12 protein-coding genes and 4 pseudogenes are annotated in these 20,763 nt (G+C 62.5%); 7 read left to right on the top strand and 9 right to left on the bottom strand.

The features are described from left to right. The first annotated feature begins 8 nt into the window (after positions 1 to 8). Positions 9 to 1,022, top strand: coding sequence for a LacI family DNA-binding transcriptional regulator (locus BVER_RS03675; RefSeq protein ID WP_198155150.1), 1,014 nt, complete (start codon positions 9 to 11; stop codon positions 1,020 to 1,022). A gap of 51 nt (positions 1,023 to 1,073) precedes the next feature. On the opposite strand, the gene BVER_RS03670 is transcribed toward BVER_RS03675, so the two are convergent. Continuing rightward, positions 1,074 to 2,183, bottom strand: coding sequence for a mandelate racemase/muconate lactonizing enzyme family protein (locus tag BVER_RS03670; protein WP_050452130.1), 1,110 nt, complete (start codon positions 2,181 to 2,183; stop codon positions 1,074 to 1,076). A gap of 128 nt (positions 2,184 to 2,311) precedes the next feature. Here BVER_RS03670 and BVER_RS03665 point away from each other — a divergent pair, with 128 nt between their 5' ends. The 5 genes and pseudogenes from BVER_RS03665 to BVER_RS03645 all read left to right on the top strand — a co-directional run bounded on the left by BVER_RS03665 (position 2,312) and on the right by BVER_RS03645 (position 8,538). Then, on the top strand, positions 2,312 to 3,196 hold the full coding sequence (locus BVER_RS03665) for a LysR family transcriptional regulator (RefSeq protein ID WP_332309059.1): 885 nt from the start codon (positions 2,312 to 2,314) through the stop codon (positions 3,194 to 3,196). A gap of 114 nt (positions 3,197 to 3,310) precedes the next feature. Further along, positions 3,311 to 5,074 carry an IlvD/Edd family dehydratase gene (locus tag BVER_RS03660; protein ID WP_050452129.1) on the top strand — a complete coding sequence of 588 codons (1,764 nt, stop codon included), beginning with the start codon at positions 3,311 to 3,313 and terminating at the stop codon, positions 5,072 to 5,074. Positions 5,075 to 5,276: 202 nt separating this feature from the next. After that, positions 5,277 to 6,229 (top strand): annotated as a pseudogene (locus BVER_RS03655) (dihydrodipicolinate synthase family protein). A 51-nt stretch (positions 6,230 to 6,280) separates the two neighbouring features. Continuing rightward, positions 6,281 to 7,588 carry an MFS transporter gene (locus BVER_RS03650; protein WP_050452128.1) on the top strand — a complete coding sequence of 436 codons (1,308 nt, stop codon included), beginning with the start codon at positions 6,281 to 6,283 and terminating at the stop codon, positions 7,586 to 7,588. Between the two features lie 92 nt (positions 7,589 to 7,680). After that, positions 7,681 to 8,538 carry a 2-hydroxyacid dehydrogenase gene (locus tag BVER_RS03645; RefSeq protein ID WP_232316364.1) on the top strand — a complete coding sequence of 286 codons (858 nt, stop codon included), beginning with the start codon at positions 7,681 to 7,683 and terminating at the stop codon, positions 8,536 to 8,538. A 3-nt stretch (positions 8,539 to 8,541) separates the two neighbouring features. Here BVER_RS03645 and BVER_RS03640 read toward each other — a convergent pair whose 3' ends face one another. The 7 genes and pseudogenes from BVER_RS03640 to BVER_RS03610 all read right to left on the bottom strand — a co-directional run bounded on the left by BVER_RS03640 (position 8,542) and on the right by BVER_RS03610 (position 17,903). Next, positions 8,542 to 9,498, bottom strand: a complete 957-nt coding sequence (locus BVER_RS03640; protein ID WP_050452127.1) for an amidohydrolase family protein — start codon at positions 9,496 to 9,498, stop codon at positions 8,542 to 8,544. A gap of 23 nt (positions 9,499 to 9,521) precedes the next feature. Next, positions 9,522 to 10,334: an NAD-dependent epimerase/dehydratase family protein gene (locus tag BVER_RS03635; protein ID WP_050452126.1), complete on the bottom strand. Its 813-nt coding sequence runs from the start codon at positions 10,332 to 10,334 to the stop codon at positions 9,522 to 9,524. A 16-nt stretch (positions 10,335 to 10,350) separates the two neighbouring features. Further along, positions 10,351 to 11,649 carry an MFS transporter gene (locus BVER_RS03630; RefSeq protein ID WP_050452125.1) on the bottom strand — a complete coding sequence of 433 codons (1,299 nt, stop codon included), beginning with the start codon at positions 11,647 to 11,649 and terminating at the stop codon, positions 10,351 to 10,353. 35 nt (positions 11,650 to 11,684) lie between these two features. Beyond that, positions 11,685 to 12,470, bottom strand: coding sequence for a fumarylacetoacetate hydrolase family protein (locus BVER_RS03625; RefSeq protein ID WP_050452124.1), 786 nt, complete (start codon positions 12,468 to 12,470; stop codon positions 11,685 to 11,687). A gap of 68 nt (positions 12,471 to 12,538) precedes the next feature. Next, positions 12,539 to 14,733: pseudogene (locus BVER_RS03620) on the bottom strand (acetate--CoA ligase family protein). Between the two features lie 98 nt (positions 14,734 to 14,831). Further along, complete coding sequence (gene frc / locus BVER_RS03615; protein WP_050452123.1) at positions 14,832 to 16,088, bottom strand: formyl-CoA transferase; 1,257 nt, start codon at positions 16,086 to 16,088, stop codon at positions 14,832 to 14,834. A gap of 44 nt (positions 16,089 to 16,132) precedes the next feature. Further along, positions 16,133 to 17,903 (bottom strand): annotated as a pseudogene (locus BVER_RS03610) (thiamine pyrophosphate-binding protein). Between the two features lie 330 nt (positions 17,904 to 18,233). On the opposite strand from BVER_RS03610, the pseudogene BVER_RS03605 reads away from it, so the two are divergent. After that, a pseudogene (locus BVER_RS03605) lies at positions 18,234 to 19,001 on the top strand (succinate--CoA ligase subunit beta); the annotation flags it as partial. Between the two features lie 60 nt (positions 19,002 to 19,061). On the opposite strand, the gene ltrA reads toward BVER_RS03605, so the two are convergent. Then, positions 19,062 to 20,039, bottom strand: a complete 978-nt coding sequence (gene ltrA / locus BVER_RS03600; RefSeq protein ID WP_332309062.1) for a group II intron reverse transcriptase/maturase — start codon at positions 20,037 to 20,039, stop codon at positions 19,062 to 19,064. Positions 20,040 to 20,763: the final 724 nt, after the last annotated feature.

Here is a 20,763-nt window from a genome sequence, read left to right as displayed (position 1 = left end):
GCGACGCCATGCAAGACGCCAGCCTCAACCTCCAGCCGCACCCAACGATGGAAGACGTCGCGCGCGAGGCGAAAGTCGGCCGGATGACCGTTTCGCGCGCGCTGAACCAACCGGAACTCGTGTCGACGGAATCGCTCGCGGCCGTGCATGCCGCCATCGAGCGGCTCGGCTACGTGCAGAACCTGAACGCCGGCAGTCTCGCGTCCAACCGTTCGCGGATCGTCGGCGCGGTGATTCCGACCATCGAGCATCAGTTTTTTTCGGACACGGTGATCGGGCTGTCGCAGACGCTGGCTGTGAAGGGCTATCAATTGCTGCTCGGCCAGTCGAACTATCAGGCCGCCGAAGAACAGCGTTTGTTCGATGCGTTCGTCGGCCGGCGCGTCGACGGCATCATGCTGATCCGCACGTCCGCGCCCGCCGCGCTGGTGAACCGTATCCAGCGATGCGGCGTGCCGGTGATCGAGGCGTGGGATACCTCGAACGATCAGATCGACATGCGTATCGGCTTCTCGCATCGCGATGCGGGCGCGGCGGTCGCGCGCTTTCTGGCCGGTCGCGGCCGCCGTCGACTCGGCTATATGGGCGCCGTCGATGTCCGTTCGTCGCAACGTCTGGACGGCTTGCGCGCGGGCGCGAAGGCGAGCGGCATCGAGCAGCCCGAAGCCGTCATGCTGGACCGGCCCGCAGGCATCAACGACGCGCCCGCGCTATTGAGCGCCCTGCTCGAACGCCGCCAGGATGTCGACGCCGTGTTCTGCTCGAGCGACATGCTCGCGGCGGGCGTGCTGTTCGAATGCCAGCGTCGCGGCATCCGCGTGCCGGATGATCTGGCCTTGATGGGCTTCGTCGATCTGCCGATCGCGGCAGCGACGCAGCCGGGCATCACGACCGTTCGCGTGCCGTCGCTGCGCATCGGCGAGTTGGCTGGCGAGATGCTGCTCGATTATCTCGACGGCAAAAGCCCCGCGCATCCGCACGTCGATCTCGGCTTTTCGATCGCCGAACGGTCGACTACTTAAGGTGATGAGACTTTAGGCGACGCCTGTTTAAGCACGCGCGCCGATGCGCGTCTATTTGCCGTACTTCGCGACTTCCCGTTCGTCGAACGCGAAGCCCAGACCCGGCTCCTGATGCAGCATGATGCGTCCGTCGCGATGCTCCAGTTGCCGGTCAACCAGACGCCGGAAATTCAGCACCTGATCGTCCCAGAAGTACTCGACGTACCGCGCATTCGGCGTGGCCGCAACCAGCGGCGCATGCAGATCGTGGAACCAGTGCGGACACATCACCACGCCGTACGATGCCGCCGTCGACGCGATCTTGCGCCATTTGGTGATACCGCCGCACACGGCCGCATCGGTTTGCAGGATCGACGCCGCGCGCTTGTCGAGCAGTTCCTTGTGATACCCCCGGCCATAGCCGATCTCGCCGGTCGCAACCGGAATGCGCGTGGCATCGGCCAGCCGCGCGTGATTGTCGACATCGTCGGGCGAGAACGGTTCTTCGATGAAATACGGATCGTATTGCTCGAAACGGCGTACATGCTGCAGCGCCTGCGTGAGATCGCGCCAGCCGTTGTTCATGTCGATCATCAATTCGACATCCGGGCCGACGGCTTCGCGCGCGGCGCGCACGCGTTGTTCCTCTTCCTGCGGCGACAGACGTCCGCCTTTCATCTTGACGGCGCGAAAGCCCTTGTCGACATAGCTCGCCATTTCCTCGCCGAGTTTGGCGGGCGTCTTGCCTTCGAGGTAATAGCTGCCGCTCGCGTATGCGGGCACGCTGTCGAGTTCGTTCGCGCCGAGATACTTGTGCAAGGGCACGCCGTGCGTGCGCGCGTTGAGATCCCACAGCGCAATATCGAGGATGGACAGCGCGCGCATGACGGTGCCCGCGCGGCCTTGCAGCAGCGCTTCGTCGTACATCGCTTGCCACAAGCCTTCGACGGCGTACGAGTCGCGTCCGATCAACACCGGCGCGAGCAACTGTTCGACGGCGGTCGTCAGCAAATCTCCTGCCGCGCTGCCGACATAGCAGAAGCCCAAACCTTCGACGCCGTCCGTCGAGCGCACCTTGACGAGGCCGTAGTGACGCGTGGACACCGTGCGCGTGGAAAACGACGTCACGCGGTCCAGCGGCACGGCGGCCGCGCACACTTCGATGGATTGGATGATCGGCATGCTGTCTCCTGAGTCGTGATTGAACGTCGCGTCTAGTGTGATGACATGCCCGGCCGACTGGAAGTATGCTTTGGCTTCTTCAAACCAAAAAATTTCTATCGATAGACTCGCGCTATCTGCAGAGTTTCGTGTTCGTCGTGGAACTCGGCTCCATTGCCGAAGCCGCGCGCAGGCTCGATCTCACGCCTGCCGCCGTCGCGCAGCGCGTGAAAATGCTGGAGCAGGAACTCGGCACCACGCTCGTGCGACGCTCGGGCCGCACCGTCGGCGCGACCGAAGCCGGCGAGCGCATTCTGGCGCGGGCGTGCGCGGTGCTGCACGATATCCGCGATCTGCGCACCGACGTCGAGGACACCGATCAGTTGGCGGGACAATTGCGTCTCGGCGGCATGGCCACCATGATGGGCAGCCTGATCCCCGATGCGCTCGCGGTGCTGTTGAAGCGTCATCCGCAGGTCGATTTCTATCTGGAGCCGGGCACCTCGCTCGATCTGTATCGCAAGGTGACGTCCGGCGATCTCGATGCCGCCGTGATCGCGCAGCCGCTGTTCAATCTGCCGAAGAGTTGCGACTGGCACACGTTCCGCACGGAAGCGCTCATTCTGCTGACGCCCGCTTCGATGCAGGTCGAGGACGTGCACGGCACGCTGCTTTCGGAGCCTTTCATTCGTTACGATCGTAATGTCGTGGGCGGTCAGCTCGCCGATACCTATTTGCGGCAACACGGCATCAAGCCGCATCAGCGCTGCGAACTGGACGGACTCGCCGCCATCGCGACGCTCGTCGATCGCGGTCTGGGCGTATCGTTGGTACCGGACTGGGCGCCGCACGAATACCACGGCTTGTCCGTGCGCAAATGGGCGCTGCCCAACGTGACGCCCAAGCGTCTCGTCGGCCTGATGTGGGGCCGCTCGTGCGCGCGCATCCGGCTCGTGCAGGCGTTTCTCGGTGCGGCCGAATCGATTTCAGCGCGCGCGGCAGGACAAAGGCAAACCACGGCGATAGACCGGTAACGGTATTGTCCGAAAGCAAAAAATATTATCGTTTGAAGCAAGCGCGAGCCGATCGCGCCGACGCGCATCGGCCGCGATAATGCATAGGAAATTCCCACAGGAGACGTCGCCATCATGAGCAATACATTCAAGAAAACCCCTGCAAAAAAGGACTCGCCGCAGGAACCCGGCGGCCTGCGCAAATCGCTTACGAGCTACGGCGACAACGGCTTCTCGCTGTTTTTGCGCAAGGCGTTCATCAAGGGCGCGGGCTATACGGACAGCGCGCTGGATCGACCGGTGATCGGTATCGTCAATACGGGCAGCGCCTACAACCCGTGTCACGGCAACGCGCCGCAACTGATCGAGGCCGTCAAACGCGGCGTGATGCTCGCGGGCGGCCTGCCGATGGACTTCCCCACCATCTCGATCCACGAATCGTTTTCGCATCCGACCAGCATGTATCTGCGCAACCTCATGTCGATGGACACCGAGGAAATGATTCGCGCGCAGCCGATGGACGCGGTCGTGCTGATCGGCGGATGCGACAAGACCGTGCCCGCGCAATTGATGGGCGCGGCGTCGGCCAACATTCCGACCATTCAGCTCATCACCGGTTCGATGCTGACGGGCGCGCATCGCGGCGAGCATGTCGGCGCGTGCACGGATTGCCGGCGTTACTGGGAATGTTTTCGCGCGGAGGAAATCGACGAAACCGAAATCGCGGCGATGAACAATCAGCTCGTCGCGAGCGTCGGCACCTGTTCGGTGATGGGCACGGCGAGCACGATGGCGTGTATCGCGGAAGCGCTCGGCATGACGGTGCCCGGCGGCGCATCGCCGCCAGCGGTAACGTCGGATCGCATGCGCGTCGCGGAGATGACCGGCACGCAGGCCGTGCAGATGGCGCGCGACGGACTCACCATCGACCATATCCTCACGGCGGAAGCCTTCGAAAACGCCATGCGCGTGCTGCTCGCCATCGGCGGATCGACGAACGGCATCGTGCATCTGACGGCGATCGCGGGACGCATGGGCTATGACGTCGATCTTCAGGCGCTCGATCGCATAGGCCGCGAAACGCCGGTGCTCGTCGACCTGAAGCCGTCCGGCTCGCATTACATGGAGGACTTTCACAAGGCGGGCGGCATGGCGACTTTGCTGCGCGAACTGAAGCCGCTGCTCAATCTCGACGCGCTGACGGTCACGGGCCGCACGCTCGGCGAAGAGATCGAAGCGGCCGGTTCCGCGTTCGCGCAGGACGTCGTGCGTCCGTTCGACAAACCGATCTTTCCGCAAGGCGGTATCGCCGTGTTGCAGGGCAATCTCGCGCCGGGCGGCGCGATCATCAAGCAGTCCGCCGCCGATGCGAAACTGATGGAACACGAAGGCCGCGCGGTCGTGTTCGAGAATGCGGCGGACCTCGCATCGCGCATCGATTCCGACGAGCTCGACGTCAACGCGGACGATATTCTCGTGCTGAAGAACATCGGTCCGAAAGGCGCGCCGGGCATGCCGGAAGCGGGCTATATCCCGATTCCGCGCAAGCTCGCCACCGCCGGCGTGAAAGACATGGTGCGCATCTCCGATGGCCGCATGAGCGGCACCGCGTTCGGCACCATCGTGCTGAATGTGACGCCCGAATCGGCGGTGGGCGGGCCGCTCGCGTATGTGCAGTCCGGCGATCGCATTCGACTGAGCGTATCGAAGCGCGAAATCAGTTTGCTCGTCACCGATGCAGAACTCGCGACGCGCGCGGCTCAGCAGCACGTGACGATTCCGACCGCCGAGCGCGGCTATCGCAAGCTCTTTTTCGATACCGTCACGCAGGCCGACAAAGGCGTCGACTTCGACTTCCTGCGCGCGACGGAACATCGCGGCAACACGCCGAGAAAATAGCCGCAACGCGTTTTATCAACGTCCGCATGAGGCAGCTTTCGGGCGGCCTCATGCGTTCTTGCGCGCGCCGCACAAGCGACCGGCCCGAAACATCAAAAATTCTTTTCTTTGAAGCAAGCATGGCCCGGCACTTCGAGGCCCGGCACGCGACGATACTGACCGCGACCCTCGAACCTGTCAGGACAATCAGGAGACGCTTGCCATGACTTCGTCAAAGACCTTTCAGGGCGCGCTGTCGCCCGTTCTCACGCCATTCGACGACGACGGCGTGCCATCGGCGGAACGGCTCGTGCGCCACTGCCGCGCGTTGCTGAACGACGATGTCGGCCTTGCCGTGTTCGGCACCAACTCGGAAGCCAATTCGCTGTCGGTCGCGGAAAAGCGCGGCCTGCTCGATGCGCTCATCGCCGCCGGATTGCCCGCCGCGCGCATGATGCCCGGCACCGGCGCGTGCGCGTTGCCCGACACCATCGAACTCACGCGACATGCGGTGGCCAACGGCTGCGGAGGCGTGCTGATGCTGCCGCCGTTCTACTACAAGGGCGTCAGCGACGAAGGCCTGTTCCGCGCCTATGCCCGCGTGATCGACGCGGTCGGCGACGCGCGGCTTCGCATCTACCTCTATCACATTCCGCCGGTCGCGCAGGTGCCGTTGAGTCTCGCGCTGATCGAACGGCTGCTGTGAAGGCGTATCCGGGCACGATCGCGGGCATCAAGGACAGTTCGGGCGATTGGGCCAACACATCGGCGGTGATCGACGCATTCGCGGCGACAGGCTTCGAAGTGTTCGCGGGCAGCGAGACGTTTTTGTTGCGCACGCTTCAGGCGGGCGGCGCCGGTTGCATCACCGCGACCGGCAACGTCAACGCGGCCGCCATCGCCACGCTCGCGCGCGATTGGCAGGCCGTCGATGCGCCCGCGCAACAGCGTCGCCTCGACGAAACCCGCGCCGTCTTCCAGCGCTTCCCGATGATCGCCGCCATGAAGGCCGCGATCGCGTGGCAGTCAGGCGACGAAGCGTGGGCGAACCTGCGTCCGCCGCTCGTCGAACTCGATGCGACGCAGCGCATGCAACTGGAAAACGCGCTGGAGGCGATCGGCTTTCGCATTCCTCATGCGGACCGGCTCGCGTTGCGCGCGGAAGCGGCGCACTGACATCGGCATCGAGCAGACAAAAACATAAACGATCAGAAGAAGGAGACGACCTTGTACGAAAGCACGTCATTCCCCGCATCGATAGAAGCCAGCGAAGCCGATTCCATCTTCAGACGCGTCGCGCTGCGCTTCATGCCGCTGCTGTTCGTCGGCTACGTGGTGGCTTATCTGGATCGCGTGAACGTTGGCTTCGCGAAGTTGCAGATGCTCAACTCGCTACATCTGAGCGAAGCGGTCTACGGCTTCGGCGCGGGACTGTTTTTCGTCGGGTACTTTTTCTTCGAGGTGCCCAGCAATCTGCTGCTGCATCGCATCGGCGCGCGGCGTTGGATTGCGCGCATCATGATTACGTGGGCGTTGCTTTCGATGGCGACTGCCTGGGTCAGCACGCCGATACAGTTCTATGTCGTGCGCTTCATGCTCGGCGTCGCCGAAGCGGGCTTTTTTCCGGGCATGGTGCTCTATCTGACCTACTGGTTTCCATCGCATCGGCGCGGCAAGATGGTCGCGCTGCTGATGGCGGGCAATCCGGTGTCGGGGCTCGTCGGCGGACCCGCATCGGGATGGATCATGCATTCGATGAGCGGCCTGTGGGGACTCGCGGGCTGGCAGTGGCTGTTCATCATCAAAGCCTTGCCGTCGATCGTGCTGGGCATCGTGATACTCAAGCATCTCGACGATCGCGTCGCCGATGCCGTCTGGCTCAGCGAACGCGAACGGCGCGTGATTCAGGACGAAATCGCCGCCGATACCGCCACGCAGACGCACGGCTCGGTGCGTGCGGTGTTCACGTCGGCGCGCGTGTATCTGATGTGCCTGATCCTGTTCGGCATCATGATGGGCTCGTACGCCATCGGCTTCTGGCAATCGACCATCCTGCGTTCGACCGGCATCGAAGACGCCTTCATGATCGGCCTGCTGACGATGATTCCCTACTCCGTCGCGCTCGTCGCGATGATCGTCGCCGGCAAGCACGCGGACCGCACGCGCGAGCGGCGCTGGCATGTCGCGCTGCCCGCGCTGATCGCGGGCGCGGGCTTCGTGCTGTGCGCGCTGTTCGGCTCGTCGTCGGCGATGTCGGTCGCGGGACTCACGCTCGCGACCGCGGGCGTCATCACCGCGCTGCCGATGTTCTGGGCCTTGCCGACCGCGTTTCTCGGCGGCACGGGCGCAGCGGCGGGCATCGCGCTGATCAACTGCACGGGCAACCTCGCGGGCTTCATCAGCCCGGCCGTGATCGGCTGGCTCAAGACCATGACGCATTCGCTTTCGTCGGGGCTCTTCGTGGTCGCGGCTTCGCTTGCGCTGTCGGCGCTGCTGATTCTCGTCTTCGTGCCGGCGAAGCTCGTCAACAAGTAAGGATTCGCGATGCAACACGACGACATCAATTTGCCGCCGGTTCTGCAGATCGGCAGTTTCCGACAATCGCACAGTCGCTTCTGAACGAGCGATTGCCTCTGCATTCGCTCGCCGATATCGATGCCGACGACGCGCTGCGCACGCGCATCGGCGCGATCGCGACGCGTTCGAATTACGACATCGATATCGCGCTGATCGAGCGCTTGCCGTCGCTGCGTATCATCGCGACGAGCGGCGTCGGCTTCGATCGCATTCCGGTCGACTTCGCGCGCGAACGCGGCATCGTCGTGACGAACACGCCGGATCTGCTCAACGCGGCCGTCGCGGAACTGACCATCGGCCTGATACTCGCGCTGCTGCGCCAATTGCCGCTGGCGGATCGCTTCGTGCGCCAAGGCGCGTGGAGCCGGGGCGCGTTTCCGCTTGGATCGAGTCTTGCGGGCAAGCGCGTGGGCATCGTCGGCATGGGACGCATCGGCAAGGAGATTGCGCGGCGGCTCGATCAATTCGGAGTCCAGATCTCTTACTTCGGCCGCACGCGTCAGACGCTGCCGTTCGAATGGTTCGCCACGCCCGTGGAGCTCGCACGCTGGTCCGATATTGTGATCGCGAGTTGCCCCGGCGGCAGCGCGACGCGTCATTTGATCGACGCCGCCGTGCTCGATGCGCTCGGCTCGAAGGGACTGCTCGTGAATATCGCGCGCGGCTCGGTCGTGGACGAAGCGGCGCTCGTCGCGGCGCTGGAAAGCCGGGCGATCGGCGGTGCGGTGCTCGACGTCTTCGAATACGAGCCGCTCGATGCCGCCTCGCCCTTGCGCACGTTCGATCAAGTCGTGCTCGCGCCGCATATCGGCAGCGCGACGCACGAAACGCACCTCGCGATGGCGCGCCTCACCGCCGACAACATCGTCTCCTTCCTGACGACAGGAAAGGCGCTGACGCCGGTATGACGACTAGTTGAATCCGTAGAGTTTCGCGGGCGTATCGACGAGGATCATCTTGCGCGTGGCTTCGTCCGGCACCACCTTGGCGAACAGATCGGTCAGCAAGGCGTCGTCGGGAATGCGGTTCAGCGGCTGCTCGGTCGGATGCGGCCAGTCGCTGCCCCACAGCATGCGCTCGGGCGCGACCTGCGCGAAGCCCGATGCCAGCGCAACGCTGTCCGCATACGTCGGCGGCCCGACGCGCGTTTCGTTGTAGAAGCCGATCAGCTTGACGTACGCCTTGCCGCTCGTGAGCAACTCGGAAACCATCTGAAACGCAGGCTGATGCACGGCATCCGGTTCAGGCACATGCGCGAGATGATCGAACACGACCGGACACGGCAAGTCGTACCACACGCTGCGCGCCTGAAGCAGAAATGCAGCCGGCGCATTCACCTGCACATGCCAGCCCATCGGCGCAATGCGCGCCGCCAGCGGCTTCACCATGTCGAGCGTCGTGGTGCCCGGTGGCGCGAGATTGAAGCGGATGCCACGCACGCCGGCGCGATCGAGCGCGACGAGTTCCGTCTGCGTGACGCTCGTATTGACGACGGCGATACCGCGTGCGCGTCCGTCGAAACGCGCGATGGACTCGACCAGCAAGCGATTATCCACGCCATAACTCGACGGCTGGATGATCACGTTGCGCGTCGTGCCGATGCGCTGCTGCAATTGCCGATAGTCGTCCACGGTCGCGTCGCCGGGTTTCAATGTCGCCTCGGGCGCCCACGGATAACGATGATCGTAGATATGGTGATGGCAGTCCGTCGCGTTTGCCGGCATCGGCAGCGTCGCGCGTTCGGTGCCGGTGGACCATTTCACTTGCGGACCTTGCGTTTGCACCTGCGTTTGCGCGCAGCCGCCGAGCATCGTCAACGCGCCCAACGCCTTGAGCGTCGTGCGACGCTTCTCGTCGAATCTCGCCATGCCGTCTCCTTTGTTATCGTCGTTCAGTCGATGCGATCGGGATCGCCCGCGAACTCGCGCAGGCATCCGAATCCTCCATGAAACAAGGCCTCCGTTTCATCTTCGGGCGGATTCGACGCGAGTACATCCGCCGCGTAAGTCTCGCCATCGTCCTCGGGAACATAGCCGAGCGCGCGCGCATTCGCATTGCTCCAGCGATTGCGCGCATTGTCCGACACGCCATACACGATGACGAAGTGATAGTCCGGCGCATCGATACAGCGGCGCGTAAGCTGTACCATATCGCGATGGCTGATCCACGACCACGACGCCAGATGACGCGGCGCGCTCGGCCGGTCGTCCGGGCGAAACGAGCCGATACGCATACACGCCACCGACATGCCGTACTTGTCGGCATAAAGACGGCCGAGCGCTTCGCCGAAGACCTTCGATACGCCGTAGCGGCTGTCGGGCCTGAACATGACCCTGTCGTCGATCATGCGATCACGCCGATGAAAACCCACCGCGTGATTCGAACTCGCGAACACCACGCGCTTCACGCCAGCCTGACGCGCGGCCTCGAACACGTTGTAGCATCCGTCGATGTTCATGTCGCGAATCTTCTGCCACGAATCCTCGTCCGGAATGCCTGCGAGATGCACGACGGTATCGACGTCTTCCATCATCTCGTTTAATTGATCAGGATACTTTATATCTATCGTAACGATTTCCTCATGCTGGCCCGCCGGATCCTGAGGCGCGATATCCGCGAGACGCAGCGCGTAGTGCCCCGCGAAACCCGCACGCAACACGCGGCCGATCAGCCCGCCAGCGCCCGTGATCAGGATGCGTTTCATGTCGAATGTCTCCGTCTTAGCGTGCCGAATGGCTTGCGATGCCCAGTTCGGACGCGCGGCGGTTATGCACGAACAGCACCATCGCGATGACGCCGGTGAAGTCGATCAGTGCGCCGAACAGGAACGCGCTGTGATAGCCGCCGAAGTATTGAATGAGAAAGCCCGTGAGCGCCGGCCCGATGATGCCCGACAGATTGCTCAGGAAGTGAATAAAGCCGCCCACGCCGCCCTGACGATGCAGCGGCAAGATTTCATGCTGAATGGCCCAGATCGCCTGACACGATCCGGTGAGAAACAAGAGCGCCGCCGCGATCAGTCCGACCGCCGCCGCAAGCGATGTCGCCGACGTGATGCTCAACACCGCGACGACCGACAGCGCCAGCGGAATCGTCGCGACGAGCTTGCGCGCTTTCACGGGATCGTCCATGCGCCGATAAATCCAGTCGCCGATCAGACCACTGCCGAAGTAGCCGATCGCGCCGCAAATCCACGGTATCGACGTGATGATGCTCATCTCCTTGAGATCGAGATGAAGCACGTTGGTGAGATAACTCGGCAGCCACGAGATGAACACGTATTGCGTATAGTTCACGGCAAACAAGCCCGCGCCCAGCGCGAGCGTGCTCGGACGGCGCAGATACGCGCCGAGCGTCATGCCGTCGTCTTCCACGTTCGCGGCTTCGGCCACGGCGCAGCTCTCGTCGATCAAACGGCGTTCATCGGCTTGCACGCGCGTATTGTCGGCGGGTTTGTCCGTCACGAAGATGCACCACACGACGAGCCACAGAAAGCCCAGCACCGCGATAACGATAAACGACGTGCGCCAGTCGAATGCATACGCGATCAGCCCGACGATGGGACCCGCCACCGCGTTGCCCAGCGTTTGCCCGGAGAACGTGAAGCCGATCATCGTCGAGGTTTCGTGACGTGGAAACCAGTTCGAGATCGTGCGATTCGTGTTGGAACTCATCGGCCCTTCGCCGATGCCGAAGAACACGCGGCACAGCAACAGCAACAGCGACACGAATCCCGTCGCGGCCGCCGTGAGTCCGCAGAACAGCGACCATAGTCCCATCGCGTAAGTGAACACGCGCACGGTGCCCCATTTGTCGGCGAAGTATCCGCCGAGAAACGAGAAGATCGAATAGCCGATAAAGAAGCTGCTGAAGATGATGCCGAGTTGCGACGGCGACAGATCGAGCGTCTTGCTCACGATCGGCGCGACGATGCCGAGCGCCGCGCGGTCCATGTAGTTGATCGCGCCTGCCGTAAATAGCAGGCCCGCGACGACATAGCGGTATTTGCCGGTTTTCATATGTCTCCTTGACTGCTTTTTTATTCCTCTGAGCGTTACGCGTCCAGCACGTTCGACAAGGTGCCGATGCCTTCGATCGATACATCGACGCGCGCGCCGTCCTTGATCGAGCCGACGCCGATCGACGTTCCGCACGCGATGACATCGCCGGGCATCAGGGTCATGTCGTGCGACAGCAGGCTCACTTGCTGTGCGGGCGAAAAGATCATGTCGTCGAGCGGATAATTCTGCCGTTCGACGCCTTCGACGGTCGTCACGACATGAGCGCCGCGCCAGTCGAATGCATCGGCGCTGACGATATGCGGGCCGAGACACGAGAACGTATCGAAGCCCTTCGAGCGGCACCATTGCGCGAAGTTGGGATCTTCCTGCAGGAGTTCGATGGCAGTGACGTCGTTCACGCAGGTGTAGCCGAAGATCGCCGCTTCGGCTTCCTCGACCGATGCATCGCTCACACGCTTGCCGATCACGATACCCAACTCGCCTTCATACGCGATCTTGCCGTGATAACTCTTCGGATGCCGAATCGATTCAAGCGGTCCGATCACCGACATCGGCGGCTTGATGAGAAACAGCGGATGCTTCGGCGGCGCTTTATCGAGCTTTTGCGACAGCGCATAGTAGTTGTTCCACAGCGCGACGATCTTGCTCGGCTCGCAAGGCGCAAGCAGCGCGAGATCGGCAGCGGCGAACGAAACATCGGTCGGACGCGGACGATCGAACATCGCGCCGTCGTGCTGCACGACGCGGCCCGAATGCGGGTCGAGCGTGCCGAAGCCGATGCGGCCGTCGGTATCGCGGAAACGAATCCAGTGTGTCATGTGTGTCTCCCTTTGTTGTGTGGAGCGCGGGCATGCGTGGCCCGCGCTCTCGTCCCCTCCTACCAGCTTTAAAGTTTCCCTGCGCCGCGCGCCCATTTGTACTTCGCGCCGAGCACCGCCACCGGCAGTTCGGTCGAGTACGCGTACGTGGGCACGCCGTGTTCACAGATATTCCGCCGCTTCTTCCACCTGCACATCGCCCGCGAGCGATGCGACGATCGGCTTTTCGATGCCGAGCGCCTTCATCTCTTCCTTCACTTCGATCACGAGCTTGGCGAAGACCATCGGCGGCGTGATGATCGTGTGCCAGTAGCCGAGAATGATCGAATGAATGCGATCGTCTTCGAGCCCGAGGCGAATCGTATTCTTGTACGTCGAAGGCGGCTCGCCGCCGGTGATATCGTCGGGATTGCCCGCCGCGCCGAACGGCGGAATGAACTTGCGGAACGCGGCATCGAGATCGTCGGGCATGGTCATCAGCGACAGGCCGTTATCGACGCACGCATCCGACAACAATACGCCCGATCCGCCCGCGCCGGTGATGATCACCGTGTTCTCGCCCTTCGGCGTCGGCAGCTTCGGAATGCCGCGCGCGAATTCGAGCAGGTCGCGCAACGAGCGCGCGCGGATCACGCCGCATTGCTGGAACACGTCTTCGTAAATCTTGTCGTTGCCCGCGAGCGCGCCCGTATGCGAACTCGCCGCGCGCGCGCCGAGACTCGTGCGGCCCGCTTTCAGCACGACGACCGGCTTCTTCTTCGACACGCGACGCGCCGCTTCCGCGAAAGATCGTCCGTCCTTCAAGTCCTCGCAGTGCTGCGCGATGATCTCCGTGTTGTCGTCCTGTTCGAAGAACGTCAGCAGATCGTCTTCGTTGATATCGCTCTTGTTGCCGAGCCCGACGATCGCGGAAACGCCCATCTTTGCCGAGCGCGAAAAGCCGATGATCGCCATGCCGATACCGCCCGATTGCGACGACAACGCGGCCTTGCCCTTCACGTCATAGGGCGTGCAGAAGGTGGCGCACAGATTCTTCGGCGTGTAATAGAAGCCGTAGATATTCGGGCCCATCATACGGATATCGTATTGGCGCGCGATCTTGACGATCTCTTCCTGACCTTCGTGATTGCCCGTTTCGGCAAAGCCCGAAGGAATCAGCACCGCGCCGGGAATCTTCTTCTCGCCCACTTCGACCAGCGCTTGCGCGACGAACTTCGCGGGAATCGCGAACACGGCCACGTCGATCACGCCGGGCACATCCTTCACGCTCCTGTACGCCTTGCGGCCCATGATCTCGTCGGCTTTCGGATGGATCGGATAGATCGCGCCTTGATAGCCGCCGTTGATGAGGTTCTTCATCACCGAGTTGCCGATCTTGCCGTCCTCGTTCGATGCGCCGATCACCGCGACCGCATCCGGCTTCATGATGCGATTCATCTGCGCGACGATCTGCTCCTGCGTCGGACGATAACGCGGCGCGGTCGGTTCGAAGTCCATCACGATACGCACATCCGCCGCGACCGCGCCGCCCGGACTCGCGAACACCGGATTCAGGTCCATCTCCGAGATTTGTGGAAAGTCGTCGACGAGACGCGATACGCGTTCGATCAGCGTGATCAGCGCCTCGCGATGCACCGGCTCCGCGCCACGCACGCCGCGCAACACGTCGGCCGCCTGAATGCCGTCGAGCATCGACGCGGCTTCATCGCGCGAGACGGAACGTCACGTCTTTGAGCACTTCGACGAGCACGCCGCCGAGACCGAACGCAATCAGCTTGCCGAACGACGGATCCGTCACCGCGCCGATGATCACCTCCTGTCCCGCGTCGACCATCTGCTGAACCTGCACGCCGACGATGGTCGCGTTCGCGTCGTATTTCTTTGCGTTGGCGATGATCGCGTCGAAGCCCGCCTTCACGCCCTCTTCGTCACGCACGCCGACGATCACGCCGCCCGCTTCGGTCTTGTGCAGAATCTCCGGCGACACGATCTTCAGCACCACCGGAAAGCCGATAAACGACGCGAGCTTCGCGGCATCGTCGGCGCTCGTCGCGACGCCTTCTTGCGGTACCGCGATGCCGTATGCATCGCAGACGAGCTTGCCTTCCGGCGCGGTCAGCGACGTGCGTCCTTCGGCTTTCACGCGCTCGAATACTTCGGCGACGCGGCGTTTCACATCGGCCGCGTGCAAGGGCGCGATCGGCGCGACCGCATTCGATGACATGTCCGTTTCGCTGCGTTCCTGCACTGCCGTGCTGTTCATTAGCGTGTCTCCATTTAATTAGTAATCCGATGTTTTAGACGTGACGATCCGCGCCGCCTCCTTGCGGAGACGGCGGACGGGTTCGTGCTGCGGAAAAGCTAGATCGCGCCGAGGCTTTTCAGCGTTGCGATCTGATCGGGCGAATAGCCGAGTTCGGCCATCACTTCGTCGGTATGTTCACCGAGCAGCGGCGAGCGCTCTACTTCGGTCGGGCTGTCGGACAGCTTGATCGGATTGCCGACCGTGAGATATTTGCCGCGCACCGGATGATCCACCTCGACGATCGTGCCAGTCTTGCGCAGCGACGGTTCTTCGGCGATTTCCTTCATCGACAGAATCGGGCCGCACGGAATGTCGTGCTTGTTGAGGATTTCCATCGCCTGAAACTTGGTCTTCGACATGGTCCAGCGTTCGATCTCGTCGAAAATCTGCTTCAGATGCGGCAGGCGTGCATTCGGCGTCTTGTAGTCGGGATGATCGATCCATTCCTCCTTGCCGATCACCTTGCAGATCTCGCCCCACACCGGCGCCTGCGTGATGAAGTAGATGTACGCGTTCGGATCGGTTTCCCAGCCCTTGCACTTCAGAATCCAGCCCGGCTGACCGCCGCCAGACGCATTGCCCGCGCGCGGCACCGCTTCGCCGAAGCTGCCGTTCGGGTATTGCGGATATTCCTTCATCACGCCGGTACGCTCGAGACGTTGCTGATCGCGCAGCTTCACGCGGCAGAGGTTGAGCACGCCATCCTGCATCGCGGCGAGCACTTTCTGGCCGCGTCCCGTTTGATTGCGCTGATACAGCGCCGTGACGATGCCCAGCGCCAGATGCAGGCCCGTGCCCGAATCGCCGATTTGCGCGCCGGTCACGGTCGGCGGGCCGTCGTCGAAACCGGTCGTCGATGCCGCGCCGCCCGCGCATTGCGCGACGTTCTCATAAACCTTGCAGTCTTCGTACGGACCGGGACCGAAGCCCTTCACCGACGCCACGATCATGCGCGGATTCAGCTCCTGAATACGCGCCCACGTAAAGCCCATGCGATCCAGCGCGCCCGGCGCGAAATTCTCCACCAGCACGTCGCACTTCTTCACGAGCGTCTCGAGCACCTTCTTGCCTTCGGGATTCTTCGTGTCGATGGTGATCGAGCGCTTGTTGTGGTTCAGCATCGTGAAGTAGAGGCTGTCGGCATCGGGGATATCGCGCAACTGCTCGCGCGTGATGTCGCCCGCGCCCGCGCGCTCGACCTTGATCACGTCCGCGCCGAACCACGCGAGCAACTGCGTGCAGGTCGGTCCCGATTGGACGTGCGTGAAATCCAGGATGCGCACGCCGTCCAAAGCCTTGCCGGAATTGTCCATGCCTTGTCTCCCAAATCTTCCGTTCGATGTTTATATGTTCACATTTATTTGTACATCGTCTGCGCCATCGTGCCGGGCGCGTAGACGGTCGGATCGACCCAGACAGATGTTGATGACCGCGCTCTTGCCAGTCTTCGCCACCGATTCGCGCGCCCGCTGCAATGCGCCCGCGATCTTCGATGCCTCGCGCACTTCCTCGCCGTATCCGCCGAGCATTTCCGCGAACCGTCCATACGGCACGTCCGATAGCAGATTGCCGACGTTGCCGCGCTCCTCGCCGTACTTCGCGAGCTGGCCGTAGCGGATCTGGTTCATCGCCGAGTTATTGCCGATGACCGCGATATACGGCACGCCGAAGCGGTTCGCGGTTTCCATGTCGAAGGACGTCATGGAGAACGCGCCGTCGCCGTAGTAGCAGAGTACTTCTTTCTCGGGATTGGCGAGGCCCGCCGCGATCGCGAAACCCGTGCTGACGCCGAGCGAGCCGAGCGCGCCCGGGTCCATCCACTGGCCCGGCTTGCGCGGACGCACGGCCTGCGCGGAAATCGTCACGACATCGCCGCCGTCGCCGATGTAGATCGTGTCGTCGGACAGGAACTGGTTGATCTCGTGCGCGACGCGATACGGATGAATCGGCGAGGCATCGGACGTGAAGAGCGGCATCAGCTTGGCCGTTGCTGCTTCTTCGGCCGCCGAGAGTTCGCGCATCCACGCCTGACGCGCCTGACGCTTGTCGTTCTTCAGACGCCCGCTCGCCGCCTGCAACGCCGCGCCGAGAATCGCGCCCGGATCGCCGACCAGACCGAAATCGATATCGCGATTCTTGCCGACCGTGCGGTAATCCATGTCGATCTGCACGAGCTTCAGGTCTTTGCTGATGCGCTTGCCGTAACCCATGCGGAAATCGAACGGCGTGCCGACGATCACGATCAGATCGGCCTTCGCGAAAGCCTGTGAACGCGTGCGATCGAAATGATGCGAATCGCCCGGCGGCAGCAGACCGCGACTCGCGCCGTTGAAGTAGCCGGGCACATCCAGTCCGCGCAGCAGCGCGATGGCTTCTTCGTGGCCGCGCGCGGTCCACACTTGCTGGCCGTACAGAATGGCCGGACGCTCGGAATTGACCAGCAGATCGGCGAGCGCTTCGACGGCTTGCGGATCGCCGATCGATTTCGTCGATGCGCGATAACGCCCCGGCTGCGGAATCACCGCTTTGGTCACGTCGATTTCGCGGTCGAGCACATCGCGCGGAATCTCCAGATACGCCGGACCGGGCGCGCCGTTGAAGGCTTCGCGCGCGGCCATCGACACCATGTCGGCAACACGTTCCGTGCTCGGCACGGTCGCGGCGAACTTGGTGATCGCGGACATCATGTCGACGTGCGGCAAGTCCTGCAGCGAGCCCATCTTGTGCTGCGACAACGCGCCCTGTCCGCCGATATGGAGGATCGGGCTTTCCGAGCGAAACGCCGTGGCAACGCCCGTCACCGCGTTCGTGCAGCCGGGCCCGGCGGTCGTCACGACGCGGCCGAGCTTGCCGGTCTGACGCGCGTAGCCATCGGCGGCGTGCGCGGCGACCTGTTCGTGACGCACGTCGATGATGCGGATGCCTTCATCGACGCAGCCGTCGTAGATATCGATGATATGGCCGCCGCACAGCGTGAAGATCGTATCGACGCCTTCGTTCTTCAACGCACGGGCGACCAGATGGCCGCCCGACACGACGCCGGCGCCTCGCGTCTTCTGCTTGAGCGTGTCATCGGCGGCGGTGGTGACGTGAGCGACTTCCGGACGGCTGCTGACGACTTCTGACATTGTTGTCTCCTCCTCGAATGGGGGTGGTGTGCGAGCCCGGAACGTCGCGCTGCGTCCCGGTTGCTATGATATACAATATTCCACACACAGTATTAGTCAACTGTTGTGCGCTCGGAACAAACCCTGTAGTGCATCGCACAATGCGCTAATTGCAGTAATTTTGGCAGTTCTACGGCGATCACATTGCTTTGCAGCAATCGCAAAATCGCGTCTGGCGTCGCCTATGCACCCATTTCCAAAAGTATTTTGGCGTCCGTGAAATGTGATATATAGTATTTTAGCGCGATGCAGACAGGCGCGCACATTCCCATCAGAGGATTTGGAGACGAGATGAACATCCACGAATATCAGGCGAAGGCGCTGCTGCGAAAGTACGACGTCGCGGTTCCGGAAGGCCGCGTCGCCTTCGATGCGCAAGAGGCCGCCGACGCGGCCCAGGCGCTGGGCGGACCGGTGTGGGTCGTGAAATCGCAGATTCACGCGGGCGGACGCGGCGCGGGCCGCTTCGCCAACGATCCCGACGGCAAAGGCGGCGTGCGCGTCGTGAAGTCGATCGACGACGTGCGCGAGAACGCGCGCAAGATGCTGTCGTCCGTGCTCGTGACGAAGCAGACTGGCTCGTCCGGCCGCGAAGTGAAGCGGCTCTATATCGAGGAAGGCTGCGATATCGCGCGCGAGCTTTATTTAGGCATGCTGGTTGATCGCGCGAGTTCGCGCATCACGATCATGGCATCGACCGAAGGCGGGATGGAAATCGAGGAAGTCGCGCATCGGACGCCAGAGAAAATCCTCAAGGTCGCGATCGATCCAGCCACCGGCTTGCAGCCATTCCACACGCGGCAGATCGCTTTCGGGCTCGGGCTGAGCGGCAAGCAGGTCAGCGCGGCGTCGAAGTTCATCGCGGCGTTGTATCAGGCGTTCGTCGAACTAGATGCGTCGGTCGTGGAAGTGAATCCGCTGGTCGTGACCGGTTCCGGCGATGTCATCTCGCTCGACGCCAAGCTTAATTTCGACGACAACGCGCTGTATCGCCATCCGGATATCGAAGCCCTGCGCGACGAAGACGAGGAAGATCCCGCCGATCGGGATAGGGGCAGGCCTCGCGGCCCGACCCCTCCCACACCACCGTGCGTACGGGTCCGTACACGGCGGTTCGGATCAGTTGATCGGCGCTGGACCGACCGACGGCAGGCCCAGCGAACGGAAGTAACGATTGGACAACGCCTTGCTCAATGCCGGGCTGCAACTTAGGCGCCATGCACCGTGCGGCGAACCCGCCGTCTGGGCCGCAAGGTTGCGGTTCACGCCCCGCGCAACCAGTTCCGCGAATCGGGTTCGGCCACGTCGCCATTGCTTCCAGAGGAAACAGCGAAGACGACGACGAATCCATTCATCGAGTTTCTGAAGTACCCGAGGCGTTTCACAGTAACCGAAGTAGCCACGCCAACCGGTGAAGTATCGTTTCAGCGAGCCTATCAACTGGGCGACGCTGACCCCTCGCGTGCGTTGAGTCAGTTCTCGGATTCGCTCCTTGAAACGAGCCAGTGCCTTGGGCGCAATGCACCGTTTGGCCTGCTCCCGGTCCGAGAACGTAAAACCAAGAAACTTTCGCGTGTGCGGTCGCGCGACAGCGCTCTTCGACTCATTGACCTTGAGCTTCAACCGGCCGGTGAGGAAGGACTTCAGCCCTGTCATCACACGCTGGCCTGCGCGTTCGCTACGTACGTAGACGTTACAATCGTCGGCGTACCTCACGAAGTGCAGTCCGCGCCGCTCAAGCTCCTGGTCAAGATCGTCGAGCATCAGATTGGATAACAACGGTGACAGGGGACCGCCTTGGGGCGTCCCTTCGTCCGTCGCACCAACCAGCCCATTCTCCAGCACGCCTGCCGTCAGGAAGGAGCGAATCAGCTTCAGGACACGCCTGTCGCTGACGCGCTTTGCCACCCGGCTCATCAGGATATCGTGGCTCACGCGATCGAAGAATTTCTCCAGATCCAAATCTACAACCCAGCAAGGTCCCGCCTGAATGTAGCTTTGTGCCTTTGCCACTGCCTGATGCGCCGAGCGTCCCGGGCGGAAGCCATAATTGGAGTCCGAGAACGTCGGGTCCCACTGCCTTTGTAGCACCTGCAATACCGCTTGCTGGACGAACCTGTCGAGTGCAGAAGGAATGCCAAGAGCTTGCGCACGCCACCTCCAGCCGGCTTGGGTATCTCGACCCGTCTCACAGGTTGGGGTTTGAAGGTGCCATCGAGCAGTGAGGCCCGTATCGTCGGCCAATGCTCCCGCAGGTACGCCGGTAGTGCCTGAACGGTCATGCCGTCCACGCCCGGCGCACCCTTGTTCGCTTTCACACGTTTCAACGCCTGCTTCAGGTTCTCCCGTTCGCAGACTTCTTCCATCAGTCGGTTGCAAGCCGACGGGCTTTCGGGCTCGGGGTTCGCCGCCATAGGTTCAGCCCCTCAATTAGCAGGTCTCGGGGTTTCACCCCGGCGTCCGCTGTCGAGGACGCGATGCGTTTTCTGCTGCGCTCCCATGTCGAGTTCTCCGGCTTACTCGCCGCTCCTTTCCGTTTGGGCCTTCAGGCTTCGTCGCCCTAATATGCCCGCTGCTGACTCCTGCCCGGTGGTCAACGTCCCTTGCGGTTCGTTCAGTCCTGATTCCAGGACGCCGGGCAGGCCTCCCGAGGTAAGCTCAACCGCCTTCACCACACACCTGCCAGATCTACCACCCCAGTCCTTGATGGTTGAGGACTTCGCGATCATTTGCTCGCTCGTCCGACCGGGTAGGCCTCATATCTGGTTTCTGTTCGTCAGGTCGTGGCTTTGCTACACGCTTCCTTCAGACCCCGCCTCAC

Origin of the sequence: Candidatus Burkholderia verschuerenii (assembly GCF_001189365.1) — a bacterium.
Lineage (GTDB): Bacteria > Pseudomonadota > Gammaproteobacteria > Burkholderiales > Burkholderiaceae > Caballeronia > Caballeronia verschuerenii.
This window is presented reverse-complemented; position numbering and strand designations above follow the sequence as displayed.